The sequence below is a fragment of the Rhodovulum sp. PH10 genome, assembly GCF_000293785.1.
GTDB lineage: Bacteria > Pseudomonadota > Alphaproteobacteria > Rhizobiales > Xanthobacteraceae > Rhodoplanes.
The window spans coordinates 21,394-34,293 of sequence record NZ_AKZI01000113.1 but is presented as its reverse complement, the minus strand read 5'-3'; the positions used below and the strand labels follow the sequence as shown (position 1 = coordinate 34,293).

General features: G+C 71.1%; 12 protein-coding genes. 3 read left to right on the top strand and 9 right to left on the bottom strand.

Translation table 11 applies throughout. The features are described from left to right. The first annotated feature begins 24 nt into the window (after positions 1-24). Complete coding sequence (locus A33M_RS17205) at positions 25-1,989, top strand: hypothetical protein (protein ID WP_008389731.1); 1,965 nt, start codon at positions 25-27, stop codon at positions 1,987-1,989. A 136-nt stretch (positions 1,990-2,125) separates the two neighbouring features. On the opposite strand, the gene A33M_RS17200 is transcribed toward A33M_RS17205, so the two are convergent. Then, positions 2,126-2,617 carry a cytochrome c-type biogenesis protein gene (locus tag A33M_RS17200; protein ID WP_008389729.1) on the bottom strand — a complete coding sequence of 164 codons (492 nt, stop codon included), beginning with the start codon at positions 2,615-2,617 and terminating at the stop codon, positions 2,126-2,128. 49 nt (positions 2,618-2,666) lie between these two features. Between A33M_RS17200 and A33M_RS17195 the strand changes: the two genes are divergently transcribed. Together A33M_RS17195 and A33M_RS17190 are read left to right on the top strand one after the other, a co-directional pair. Next, complete coding sequence (locus A33M_RS17195) at positions 2,667-2,909, top strand: type II toxin-antitoxin system RelE family toxin (RefSeq protein WP_040621306.1); 243 nt, start codon at positions 2,667-2,669, stop codon at positions 2,907-2,909. Between the two features lie 9 nt (positions 2,910-2,918). Continuing rightward, entirely contained in the window at positions 2,919-3,380 is a 462-nt protein-coding gene (locus A33M_RS17190) for a helix-turn-helix transcriptional regulator (RefSeq protein ID WP_008389722.1), read from the top strand. A gap of 77 nt (positions 3,381-3,457) precedes the next feature. On the opposite strand, the gene A33M_RS17185 is transcribed toward A33M_RS17190, so the two are convergent. The 8 genes from A33M_RS17185 to A33M_RS17150 all read right to left on the bottom strand — a co-directional run bounded on the left by A33M_RS17185 (position 3,458) and on the right by A33M_RS17150 (position 12,899). Then, entirely contained in the window at positions 3,458-5,437 is a 1,980-nt protein-coding gene (locus A33M_RS17185) for a heme lyase CcmF/NrfE family subunit (RefSeq protein WP_008389720.1), read from the bottom strand. After that, positions 5,434-6,009 (bottom strand): cytochrome c maturation protein CcmE, encoded by a 576-nt coding sequence (gene ccmE / locus A33M_RS17180; RefSeq protein ID WP_008389718.1) that lies wholly within the window; start codon positions 6,007-6,009, stop codon positions 5,434-5,436. The genes A33M_RS17185 and ccmE overlap by 4 nt, the downstream gene beginning before the upstream one ends. 126 nt (positions 6,010-6,135) lie before the next feature. After that, on the bottom strand, positions 6,136-7,746 hold the full coding sequence (ccmI, locus tag A33M_RS17175; protein WP_008389716.1) for a c-type cytochrome biogenesis protein CcmI: 1,611 nt from the start codon (positions 7,744-7,746) through the stop codon (positions 6,136-6,138). A 371-nt stretch (positions 7,747-8,117) separates the two neighbouring features. Further along, positions 8,118-9,569, bottom strand: a complete 1,452-nt coding sequence (locus A33M_RS17170; RefSeq protein ID WP_052027101.1) for a hypothetical protein — start codon at positions 9,567-9,569, stop codon at positions 8,118-8,120. A gap of 318 nt (positions 9,570-9,887) precedes the next feature. Further along, positions 9,888-10,334, bottom strand: coding sequence for an RT0821/Lpp0805 family surface protein (locus tag A33M_RS17165; protein WP_052027103.1), 447 nt, complete (start codon positions 10,332-10,334; stop codon positions 9,888-9,890). A 228-nt stretch (positions 10,335-10,562) separates the two neighbouring features. Continuing rightward, complete coding sequence (locus tag A33M_RS17160) at positions 10,563-11,078, bottom strand: hypothetical protein (RefSeq protein WP_157223533.1); 516 nt, start codon at positions 11,076-11,078, stop codon at positions 10,563-10,565. An 8-nt stretch (positions 11,079-11,086) separates the two neighbouring features. After that, positions 11,087-11,341: a hypothetical protein gene (locus A33M_RS17155; RefSeq protein ID WP_040621297.1), complete on the bottom strand. Its 255-nt coding sequence runs from the start codon at positions 11,339-11,341 to the stop codon at positions 11,087-11,089. A gap of 94 nt (positions 11,342-11,435) precedes the next feature. Continuing rightward, the gene (locus A33M_RS17150) at positions 11,436-12,899 is read right to left on the bottom strand and encodes a sensor histidine kinase (protein WP_008389700.1); all 1,464 of its coding nucleotides are present in this window, start codon (positions 12,897-12,899) and stop codon (positions 11,436-11,438) included. Between the last annotated feature and the right edge of the window lies 1 nt (position 12,900).

Below are 12,900 nucleotides of genomic sequence, written 5' to 3'. Positions count from 1 at the left end.
CGACGGCCACGAGAGGGCTCATCGATGACCACGACCGCTCGGCGTGCCGCGACTTCGACCGCGATCCGGACTGCGATCCGAACTGCCGCGATCCGGTTCCTGTCGGCCTCGGCGCTGGCCCTGCTGACATGCCTTCCGCCGCCCGGCGCCGCGCGGGCGCAAGACGCCGGCACCGGCGCCGCGGATGCCGCACCCCGGCTGCGCGCCGGCACGGTCGAGCTGCGCGACATCGCGATCGACGGCGGCGCGGGCGCCGCAATCGGCATCGGCCGGATCGCCTTCAAGGGCTTTTCGCGCGACGGCGACGCCATCCTGGCCGAGCGCATCGACGTCGAGGCGGTCGAGATGCGGGTCGCCGCCCAGACCGTCCGCATCCCCGACGTCCATCTCGCCGACGTGCGGCTGCCCGACCGGCTCTACCGTGCGCTCACCGAAGGTGGCGGGCCCGACACGCCGTGGGTCGCGCTGTTTCTCGGTGTGAAGGCCGACATGGTGACGATCGACCGCATCACCGTCGCCGACACCGCCAAGCGCTTCGAGCAGACGCTGAGCGGCTTCGTGCTCACCGGGCTCGCCGACGGCGTGGTCGGCTCGGCCCGCCTCGGCGCGTTCACCGCCACCACCACGCCCGCGCCGGGCAAGACGGTGCGGATCGAATCCGGCGAGCTGCGCTACCGCACGCTCGACATCGGCAATGCGCTGCGCATCGTCGTCGGCGGCGGCGACGGCACCGCCAAGCGCTTGCTCGAGCACGCCTCGATCGACGGCCTGACGATCACCGCCGACGACCTGACGATGCGGATCGGCCGCTACGAGGTCGGCAACGTCGTGATGGCGGTGCCGCGCGAGCCGCTGCCGCCCGAGCTGGTCGCGCTGATGGAGATGCCCGACCCGGCCAAGAGCGCCGACCCGGCGGTGCTCGCCGCCGCCGCCCGCTGGTACCGCCATCTGCTGCGCGATTTCCGCATCGAGACCTACCGCTTCGAGGGCATCGCCGCGACCGATGCCGAGACCAAGGTCTCGATCGACCGGATCGGGCTCGACGGGTTCGGCGGCCGCGGCTTCGACCTGTTCGCGGTGGAGGGAATTTCGGTCGAGCAGCCGAGCGAGCACTTCCGGCTCGACCGCTTCGCGGTGGAGAAGGTGAGCTGGGGCGGCCTGGTCGATCTGGTGCTCGATGCGCTCGCCCGCGGCGAGGAGCCGGTGATCCCGCCGGGCGGCCTCGGCGACCGCGTGCAGGCGGCGGCGGTGCGGGTCGCGGGGCTGTCGGTCGGCACGCCGCAGGGCCCGGTGAGCCTCGACCGGCTCGCGCTCGAGGCCGACAACGGGCCGGACGGCATTCCGCGGCGGCTGTCCTTCGCGCTCGCCGGCCTCTCCGTGCCGGTCGGCACGATGACCTCGGGCAAGGAGCACGAGGAGCTGGTCGATCTCGGCTACGAGACGCTGAAGCTCGACGCGACGACCACCGTGCGGTGGTCGCCCGACGACGAGACGCTGACGCTGGAGGGCACCGCCGTCACGCTCCAGGACGCCGGGCGGATCGGGCTGGCGGCGCAGGTCGCCGGCCTCGACCTCGCGGCGCTGACCGCCGCGCCGGAGCGGGCCGACGCGATTCTCGACCGCGCCGCGGTGCGCGAGGTGCGGCTCGAGGTGACGGATCTCGGCCTCGCCCAGCGGATTTATGCGGCGCTCGCCCGCCGCTCCGGCGACACGCCGCAGGCGGTGCGCGACGAGATCGCCCGCCGCGTCGAGGAGGACACGCGAAAAACGTTCGGCAGCGCGCTGTCGGCCGCCGATCTCGACCGCGTCGTGCGGTTCGTGCGGCAGCCCGGCGAGATCGCGATCACGCTGCGCCCGCGCGGCGGCCGCACCTCGATCCGGCTGCCCGAGATCGTCTCGCTCGGCCCGGAGATCGTGAGCCGGCTGACGATTTCGGTCACCACCCGAAACCCCGCCCCCACCGGGCCGGACACGAGCGGCGGGAAGTGACGACGGCGAGCGCCGGAGCGGCCCGAGCGAGAGGCGCGTGAACGGGGGGCGTGGCAGCGGCCCGTGTGTTGCGTCGGCCAGTGTTGCGTCGGCCAGTGTTGCGGTGGCCGCGGATGCGTCGCGCGAAAAATTCGGATCAGGCGGCGGGACGGCCGCCGCCGTCGGTCAGTGCCGCGAGCTTCTTCTTCTCCGCCTCGGTGAGCGGCCGCGGGGCGCCGCCGGACGAGAGATCGCGGCGGCGGTGCAGCATCACGCCGAAGCCGATCGCGCCGGCGAGCAGCACCAGCCCGGGCGCGATCCACAGGAGCGCGGTGTGCCACTCGAAGCGCGGCTTCAGCAGGACGAACTCGCCGTAGCGGCTGACCAGGAAGTCGACCACCTCGGAATTGGTGTCGCCCTTCTCCAGCCGCTCGCGCACCAGGAGGCGCAAATCCTTGGCGAGGCCGGCATCGGAATCGTCGATCGACTGGTTCTGGCAGACCAGGCAGCGCAAATGCTGGGAGATGTCGCGCGCCCGCTGCTCGAGCGCCGGGTCCTTCAGCATCTCGTCCGGCTGCACGGCGAGAGCGGGCGACACGGCGGCAAGCGCCAGCACGGCGGTCGTGATCACGAGAGCTTTACGAAACATGGGAGGCGACCCGTCTCGACGTTGACATCGCATTGTGCGATATTGCGGCATGCGGTCGATCGTGTTCACACCGGCCGCCACACGGCAGTGGACAAAACTCTCCCCTGCCGTTCGCGCCCGGATCGGAGCCAGGCTGGAGGCTTTTGCGGCGACCGGCCACGGGGACGTGAAAGTGCTGAAGGGCCGCGCCGGCGCGCGCCTGCGGGTGGGCGACTGGCGGGTGATCTTCGACCAGAACGACGAGACGATCGTGGTCGCCGCCGTCGGCCACCGCCGCGAGATCTACGACTGAGAGGGTGCGATGAAGGTGCGCTTCGAGACGACGCCCGAGGGTGAGATGGCGATCGTGCCGCGCGCCGAGTACGAGCGCCTGATCGCGCTCGCGGCGGAAGCGGAGGAGGATGCCGGCACCGCGCGCCTCGTCGACGACGCCTTGCGCGAGATCGCGGCGGGAGCGCCGCTGTTTCCGCTCGCGGTCGCCAATGCGCTCGCCGATGGCGAGAACCCGATCCGGGTGCTGCGAAAATTTCGCGGGCTGACGCAGGCCGAGCTGGCGGCAGCCAGCGAGATCGGCCAGGGCTACCTGTCCGACCTCGAGGGCGGAAAACGAAAAGGTCCGCTCGAGCTTCACCAGAAGATCGCCCGCGCCCTCGGCGTGCCGCTCGATCTGTTGGCGCCGGCCGGCGCTTCGCCCGAACCCGCGAGCCCGGCGAAGCGCACGCGGCGCGTCACCCGGCCGGGCCGATCGCAGCCGCGTCGCTGAACGCGGCGCCGACTTCCCTCCCCCCGCGTCCGGGGAGAGCCGGCGTCGAAAAACCTCGACGGCCCCGTCCATCGGGCTCACTCCGCCGGCTGGAGGCCGAGCTTGGCCTTGGAGGGGCGGGGCGCGCCGACCCGCAGCCGCCGGTCGGACAGCGACAGGCCGCCGCCCACCGCCATCACCAGCGTGCCGAGCCAGATCAAGAGCACCAGCGGCTTGTCGTAGGCGCGCACCGCGACCGTGCCGTCTTCGCCGACGTCGCCGAGCGAGACATAGAGCTGGCTCACGCCGTGGCGCATCAGCGCCGCCTCGGTGGTCGCCATCTGGCGGCTGGCGAAGGCGCGCTTGGAGGGCGACAGCGTGGTCACCACTGCGCCGCCCTCGCGCACCGTGAAGTTCACCAGGACCTCGGTGAAATTCGGACCGGCGCGCTGCTGCATGCCGTCGAGCGTCAGCTCGTAGCGGCCGACGGTGGTGGTGTCGCCGGCCTTCATCGCGACGATGCGCTCGATGTTCCACTGCGACTCGCCGACGATGCCGAGCAGCATCACGCCGAGCCCGACATGGGCGACCGCGGTGCCCCAGGCCGAGCGCGGCAGGCCGACCGCACGGCGCAGCGAGTTCGCGAGCGAGGTGCGGAACAGCGCGGTGCGCTCGGCGACGTCGGTCAGCGCGCCGACGATGACGAACACCGCGAGGCCGATGCCGAACGGCGCCAGCACCGACTTGCCCTGGATCATGAAGGTGACGCCGAGCGCGAGGATCGCCAGCGCGGCGGCGGCGAGCAGGCGCTGGGCGGCGCCGAGGATGTCGCCGCGCTTCCAGGCGAGCAGCGGGCCGAACGGCACGGCGATCAGCAGCGGCACCATCAGCGGCCCGAAGGTCATGTCGAAGAACGGCGCGCCGACCGAAATCTTGTCGCCGGTGGTGGCCTCGAGCGCGAGCGGATAGAGCGTGCCGACGAACACCGTCGCGCAGCCTGTCGTGAGAAAGAGATTGTTGAAGACCAGCGAGCCTTCGCGCGAGATCGGCGCGAAAAGGCCGCCCTGCCGAAGCATCGGCGCGCGCCAGGCGAACAGCGTGAGGCTGCCGCCGATGAACATCACCAGGATCGCCAGGATGAACACGCCGCGGGTCGGGTCGGTGGCGAAGGCGTGCACCGAGGTGAGAACGCCCGAGCGCACCAGGAAGGTGCCGATCAGCGACAGCGAGAAGGTGAGGATCGCGAGCAGCACGGTCCACACCTTGAGCGCGTCGCGCTTCTCCATCACGAGCGCGGAGTGCAGGAGCGCGGTGCCGGCGAGCCACGGCATCAGCGAGGCGTTCTCGACCGGATCCCAGAACCACCAGCCGCCCCAGCCGAGCTCGTAATAGGCCCAGTAGGAGCCCATCGCGATGCCGAGCGTGAGGAAGATCCAGGCGGTCAGCGTCCATGGCCGCACCCAGCGCGCCCAGGCGGCGTCGATGCGGCCGATCAAAAGCGCGGCGGCGGCGAACGAGAACGCCACCGAGAAGCCGACATAGCCGACATAGAGAAGCGGCGGATGGATCGCGAGGCCGGGATCCTGAAGAATCGGGTTGAGGTCGCGGCCCTCGAACGGCGGCTGCGCGAGGCGGGTGAACGGGTTCGAGGTGAGCAGCACGAACAGATAGAACGACACCGCGATCACCGCCTGCACGGCGAGCGAGGCGGCCTGCAGATCGAGCGGGATGTTGCGGCCGAATTGCGCGAGGAGTGCGCCGAACAGCGCGAGGATCAGCACCCACAGGAGCATCGAGCCCTCGTGGTTCCCCCACACGCTGGTGATCTTGTAGATCAGCGGCATGGTCGAGTGGGAGTTCTCGGCGACGTTGAGCACCGAGAAGTCCGACTGGACGTAACAGATCGTCAGCGCGGCGAAGGCGAGCGCGGCGAACAAGAGCTGGGCGAGCGCGGTCGGGCGGGCGACGCTCATCAGCGCGGCGTCGCCGGTGCGCACACCGGCGAGCGGCACGATCGCCTGGGCGAGCGCGAGCGCGAGCGCCAGCACCAGCGCGTAATGGCCGAGCTCGGGGATCATCGCGTCGCTCCGGCGACTGCGGTGCCGACCGGTGCGGGAAGCGCGCTCGATGCCCCCGGAGCGGCCCCCGGCGCGGCCGGCGAGCCGGCGGCGGGCGAGGCGGGCGAGCCCGCGGGCGCTTTCGCGCCGGCCTTGTCGTAGTCGGTCTGCCAGTGGCCCTGCTTCTTCAGCGCGTCGGCGACCTCGCGCGGCATGTATTTCTCGTCGTGCTTGGCGAGCACGGTGTCGGCCTTGAACACGCCGCCCGGCTCCATCATGCCCTCGGCGACCACGCCCTGCCCTTCACGGAAGAGATCGGGAAGGATGCCGGTATAGGTCACCGGCACCGCCTTGTTGCCGTCGGTCACCTCGAAGCGGACGTCGAGCTTTGTCGGGCGCACCACGGAGCCGGGCTGCACCAGCCCGCCGATGCGCAGCCGCGTGCCGGGACCGACGGGTTTTTCGGACAGCTCGGTCGGCGAGGTGAAGAAGGCGATGTTGTCGTCGAGCGCGTGCAGGATCAGGCCGACCGCCACCGCCAGCACGGCGACGCCGCCGGCGATCAGGGTGAAACGGCGCTGCTTGCGGGTCATTGCGGTGTCTCCTCGCCTGTCGCTCGTCGCCCGAACGGTCGTGGTCGCATTCGCGGTGGTCGTCTCGTCGTCTTCGTCTCGCGTCGTGTTCTCGCCGCCGCCGGCTCGCCGGCGTGCCGAAAAAGCTCAGCCGGTGATGCCGAGCTCCTTCACCACGCCGTCGAGGCGCTTCAGCTTGTCCGGGTCGCCGGCCAGCGCCTTGCGGGCGTCGCCGAGCGCGGCGCTCGCGCGGTCGCGCTGCCCCAGCGCCATATAAGTGCGCAACAGCTTCTCCCAACCGTCGACGTCGGAGCCGTCGGCCGCGAGCTTCTTTGCCAGCCGCTCGGTGAGAACGCGCATGGTGGCGTCGTAGTCGTCGAGCGTCGCCTCGGACCCGGCAGACGTCCCGCCGGCGGAAGCCGCCGTGCCGGAGGCCCCGCCGGCGGAAGCCGGCATGCCGGGAGCCGCGCTTTCGGCCGAGGCCGAGACCGGCGCCGTCGGCGTCGCCGAGGCTTCCACCCGCGCAGCCGGCGCGGACTGCTCCGGCAACGCCGGCAGCGCGATCGCCGGGCCGGCGGGGGCGGTCACCCGCGGGCCGGGGGCGACCGACGCGGCGGCCGCCGCCGGATCGAGCCCGGTCTCACGCAATCCCTGGTCGAGCAGCGCGAGCTTCTCGCTATTGCCGGCGAGCGCCGCACGGGCGTCGGCCGCGGCGGCGAGCGCTGCGGCACGGTCGCCCATCACCACGTGCGAGCGCACCAGCCGCAGCCAGCCCTGCACGTCGGAGCCGTCCTGCTTCAGCCTGGCGGCGAGCCCGTCGATCATGCCGCGCACCATGGTGCGCTGCTCGTCGGTCAGCTCCGGCGGACCACCGGCACCGGCCGCGGCCTGCCCGGCCGACGGCGCCCCTGCGGGCGCGGCGAGCGAGGCGAGTGCGTTCTTGACGAAGCCGGTCCACGGCGCGTCGGCCGGCGCACCGGCGAGCAGCGCCTCCCAGCGCGCCTTTGCGGCGTCGGGCCGGCCGGCCTGCTTGTCGGCGAGGCCGAGATAGAAGCGCGCCGAGACGTGCTGCGGATCGAGCGCCAGCGCCCGCTCGAACTGCGCTTTCGCCTCCGGCGTCACGGTGCCGCGGGCGACCCCGGTCATCGCCTCGCCGAGATCGGCGACCCGGTCGGCGCTGGCGCCGAGCAGGCGGATCACGTTGCGATAGGCGGTCACCGCCTCGGGATAGCGTTCGAGCCGCATATAGACCGGAGCGATCACCCCCCAGCCGCGCCCGTCGTCGGGATTGGCCTGCAGATGCGCTTCCACCCGGGCGACCATGTCGGCCATCGCGGCCTGCTGGTCGGCGACCGTCTTCTCGTCCTGCTGGAGGCGGGCGATCCGCTCGGCCAAGGGCTCGCCGGGCAGGTCCGGCGACCCGGTGACGAGATAGAAGCCGACCGCGCACAGCGGCAGCACCACGAGCACCACGCCGGCCATGCCGCGGTTGGAGCGCAGCGCCGGGGTCTTCCGCGCCGCCTCGGTCCCCTTGGCGTCGGCGGCGGCGATCAGCCGGCGCGACACCTCGATGCGGGCCGCCTCGGCCTCGGCCGGGCCGATGCCGCCCATCGACAAATCGCGCTCGATCTCGTCGAGCTGGTCGCGATAGACGGCGACGTCGTCCCCGCCGCGCACCGGCGCGGAGCGCCGCAGGAGCGGCCACAGAGCGGCGCCGACCGCCACGGCCGTCATCAGCGCGAACAGCAACCAGAACATGCCGAAACCCTATCCCGTGAGGCTCCTGTTGACCATGGCGCCCCCGGGCACACCTTGGCAAATGTCAAAACTCGGCAGCGGCGGAACGGCGCAGCCGCGCCCGGCCCCGGCCGGCTCGGCGGGCCGATACGGCACGAGCGCGCGAAAATTGTGGCGAGGGGGATGGCGAGTGGCGAGTGGGGAATAGCGAGTGGCGAATGGCGAATGGCGAGTGGCGGGAGGGCGCAGGAGGACGAAGGCGGGAGGAAGAAGAGGAGGAAAAGGAGGAAAAGGAGGAAAAGGAGGGAGGAAGTGGAAGGGGCGTGAAGAAGAGGGGGACGGACGGGGGTGAGCGGCCGGCCGTGCGCCGGCCGGCGACGCGGGCGGGTCCGTCAGGCCTTGGCGGACTTGGCCGCCTGACCGGCCTTGGCCGGCTGGCCGGATTTCGCCTTGCGCTCGCTGCCGACCGCCACCTCGGCCGCCCGCGACAAGAGCGTCGCGTACTCCTCGCCGAGAATTTTTGCGCAGAAGCGGGTCGCCGCCTCCATCTGCGCGGTCCGGTAGGCGAGCTCGGCCTGATCGCAGGCGCGCAACACGTCGAGAATCGAGCGCGAGCCGTTGTCGAGCTGGCTCTGGAGATCGGACAGCACCCGCAGGGTGATCTCGTTGAGCGCCAGCTCGCCTGCGTAAATCTTGCAGGCGGCGACGAAGGCGAGCAAGCCCTCGATCTCGGCGACCTCGCTCGGGTCGATCGTCGCGCCGCGCGGCAGCTGCTTGCCGGGCACGATGCGGATCACCCGGCGCACCCGGCCGGGGATCGATTCGAGTTCCGACTTGAAGGCGTCGGCGACCCCTGCCCGCACCGCGGCGAGGCGGCGGGCCGGCGGCGTGCCCGCCACCATGTTGACCTCGCTGCGCAAGCCGCGCACCGCCTCGTGGACGTCCTTGAGCTGGGCGATCGCCCGCACCATCTGGCCGCGGCGGAAGTCGCGCACCAGGTCGCGCACCTGCCGCTCGACGTCGCCGAGCACCATGTCGAGCGCGAGCCCGTAGGGGCTCTCGGCGATGCGGTCGGCCTTGTCGGACTGCACCGCCCGCAGCGCCACCCGGACGAGATGCCAGGCCGCCGGCATCCGGTTCATCACCAGGACCAGCGCGTGGCGCAACAGCTGCTTGTCGCGGGCGAGCGCGCCGTCGAGCACGGCGATCACCTGGTCGAGCTGATCGGCGGAGACGCTGCGGATGCGGGTGGGCAGCCGGCCGGCGATGGTGGCCAGCGCGTCGCGCTCCTTGAGGATCGTGTAGAATTCCAGCACGTCGTCCTGGGCGCGCGGGGTGCCGATGCGGAAGGCGATGCGGCGGCGCGCCTTGTCGTCCTTGCGGGCGGCCTCGAGAGATTCCTCGAGCCGCTTCACCACCACGTCCTGCAGGACGCGGGCGGCCTGGTCGGCCTTGGCGCTCTCCTTGGCGAGCAGGAAGCGGGCGACGTCGGCGAGATAGATCTTGGCCTCGGCGGGGGCGATGTCGGTCGACACCCAATCCCACAAGGGGCCGATGGCGGCGCGGGCGAGCCGGCCCTCCTGGGCGTGCTCGGGCTCGTCGTCGACGATGAAGGGCTCGACCGGCAGGAAGAACAGCCGGGCCGGATTGCCGATCCGCTCGGGGACGCGCTCGTCCTCCCACAGCGCCTCGCGCAGATGGGCGAGCAGCAGGTCCGACTGCGGCATCTGCTCTCCCCGCAGAATTCCCCGCTCGAGCTCGGCCATCAGCATGGCCCGCGCCTCCGGCGTGAGACCGCGAAGATAGGCACGCAGCTTCTCGGAGGACTGCTCGTCGCCTGCCATCCCCACACCCTGCAAACGGAATTTCTTCCGGTTCGGTATAGGGACGTGGTCTGAAGAAGCAGTTAAATGTCCGAAAGGTCGAGCGAGCGCGCGGAGGACGGGTGGCGGGGTCACGTCCGACCGGCTGCTCCGGGCGGGCGCTCCGAGGCCGCGGCTGGGCTGGACGAGGCGAGAGAGAAGCGCGGGTTTTGCCCGCGCCTCCGATGTCGGTCCGTCTCGATGTCGCGCGCCCCGAGGTCGGCACAAGGTCGCCACAGAGGTCGCCGCCGGAGGCAATCCGGCCGCCTCCGGCCGATCGTGCCGGCGGGTCGGCCTGGTTCAGCCGACCGGCTGCCAGCTGCCGTCCGGATTGCGGCAGGCGGTGCCGCGGGCGGTCTGCGGCGTGCCGTCGATATAGATCGTGTGGGTGTAGCTCCGGCACTGCGAGGGCCCCTGCTGATAGGCCGGCCCCGGCACCACGCTGCCGTAGCGCCCCGAATCCGGGTTGCGCCAGTTGACCGGTGCACCCGACCGGCCACTCTCGAGCGCCGCCATCTCGGCCGCATAGGCGCGCCGGCGGTCCTCGTCGTCCATCGCCGCGCCGATCCGATTGCCGAGCAAGCCGCCGATCGCCGCGCCGGCGACGCCGCCGGCGATCTTCGAGCCCGCACCGCCCCCGGTGACCGCCGCGCCCAGCGCCGCGCCGCCCAGCGCGCCGAGCAGCGTGCCGGTGTTTTCACGAGGGCCGGTTCCGAAATTGGGATCGCCCGCGCAGGCGCCGAGCATCAGCGCCGCCGCCGCGACCGCGACCCCGCGCCCGACGATTTTCCGCGGAGAGACTCCTCGTGCGAAATCGCGCGCGGCTCCTCGCGCACGTGGTGCAAAATCGCGCGCAGACGCGCTGTCGACGCTCATGGTCACCCCCCTCTCACCCGGCCGGCCGAAGTCGGCTCGTGGACCCTCCGGCCCAATGGGGTGAGAAATGGGGCAAAACTGAGGGGCGGTTCCGGATGGTCAGCAGGCCGTTGCGGCCGCCCCGCCGTGGTGGTCGGGAAAGAAGGACTTCAGCTCCGAAGCGACGACGGCCGGTCGGCTGCGAACCCGCGCGAGGTCGAAGAACACGAGCCTGCGCAGCACCACACCGGCGACGGGACCGCGATACGTCATCGCCACGAGCGACGACACGATCGCTTCCATCAGCGGCTTCATCAGCTCCTTCCGGCGACCCAAGAAGTCGGACACTGCGGGGTCGTCCTCGGCATCGTCGTACGTCTCCTCGAAGCCCTTGTGGCGAAACAGCAGATGCCCGAGGATTTTGCTCGCGATGCTTCGGTCGGAAATGATGTCGTTGAGAAATTCGATCAGCTCGACGATCCCTGAAGGTGTGTCGGGATCATCGAGCAACGGCGCGATGCTCTCGTAGAACTTGCTCGCATGCCGCTCGAACATCAATTCTTGCTTTGTTCTCCACCTCGTCCAGTAATAGACCGCAAAGACGAAAAGAACAAAGAATATGATCGCATAGGCCATGGTGCCATTCATCCCGGCGGGTCACGCTGTCTTTTCTTCTCCAGCCTCTCTTTCTTTTTCTTTAGTGAACGGGCAGCGAGCAAACGCTTTCGTTCTATCTCCGCCTCGATCCGCCTGTGCTCCCGAGCGCCGGTAAAAATCTCCCGGACGATATCCGGCAAGCGCCAGACCAGCATTCCCGCGGCAACGATGGCAAGCGTCCATTGCGGCGGATAGTTCCGTATGATCTCGGCAACAATCTGCCCCCAGCCGTCGTCCGACATGCCCTCGCCCCTGGCGAGAGGATAGGCACGTCGATCGAGGTTGTGTAGAGGAAAACCTCCCCTTCGGTCGAGGAACACCGGCTCGAGCGCCGCCCTACCCCGCCGCCGGCAGGGTGAGCTCGGCGCGCAGGCCACCCATCGGCGAGTCGGTGAGCACCAGGCGGCCGCCATAGAGGCCGGCGAGCTCCGTGACGATCGACAGGCCGAGGCCGGAGCCGGGCTTCGATTCGTCGAGCCGGCTGCCGCGGCGGGCGACCTGCTCGCGCTCGCCGACCGAGAGGCCCGGTCCGTCGTCGTCGACCAAAAGGTGCAGGCTCGGCCGCAGCCGGCCGCTCGCCGCGCCGGTGGCGGCGACCGGGGTCGGCGCCCCGGATCTGGCGGCGCCCGCCGCGCCGCCGGTCGAGCGCGACGGCTCCGACGACGCGAGCGGCACCGCCAAAACCTCGATCGAGACGCGCCCTTGCGCCCATTTGCAGGCATTGTCGACCAGATTGCCGACCATCTCCTCGAGGTCCTGCCGCTCGCCGAGGAACCGCAGGTTTTCCGGCACGTCGGCGTCGATGACGATGCCGCGGCCGTGGTGCAGCTTCTCCATCGTCCTGGCGAGCGCCTCGACCACCGGCCGCACCTCGGTGACGGTGCCGACCACCTCGAGGTGGGCGGCCAGCCGGGCACGCTCGAGCTGCCGCGCCACCTGGTCGCGCATGATCGCCGCCTGCTCCCGCACCTTTGCCGCCAGCGGGTCGTCGCGCCCGGCCGCCTCGTTGACGATCACCGTGAGCGGCGTCTTCAGCGCGTGCGCGAGATTGCCGACATGGGTGCGGGCGCGCTCGACGATCTCGCGGTTCGCCTCGATCAGCGCGTTGGTCTCGCGCGCGAGCGGGGCGATCTCGTCGGGAAACGTGCCTTCGAGCTTTTCGCTGCGCCCGGCGCGGATGGCGGCGAGCCCGTCCGACAAGCGCTTGAGCGGCGCCAGGCCGAACCGCACCTGAAACACCGTCATCAGCACGAGCACCGCCGCGAGCATCACGAAGGTGACGCCGAGCGTGCGGTCGAACGAGCGGGTCTCCTCGTCGATCTCCTGCGGGTCGCCGGCGACCGACACCAGGAAGCGGCCCTCGTCGCCGAGATCGATGATGCGCTCGACGAGCCGCAGCCGCTGGTCCTGGGGCCCGTCGACATAGCCGCGGCGGGTGCCGTCGGGCCCCGGCTCGACGCCGAGATCGGCGAGGTGCGGCAGGGTCGAGTCCCACAGGGAATGCGACGAGCGGGTGTCCTTGTCGCCGTCGAGCCGGCCGATCTGCCAGTACCAGCCGGACAGCGGCAGCTCGAACAAGGGCTCGCCGAGCGGCATCGGCGCGCGCTCGCCCTCGTCGGGGGCGGCGATCTCGGCCACCAGCGTGCGCAGATAGACGCCGAGCCGGCGGTCGAACGAGCGCTCCACGCCCTGCCGGTAGAGCGACGACAGCCCGATGCCGGTGGCGAGCAGGATCACCACGGTCCAGGCGGTGGCGGAGAGAAAGAGGCGGAGCGCGAGCGAGTGGGCGCGCACGGGCATG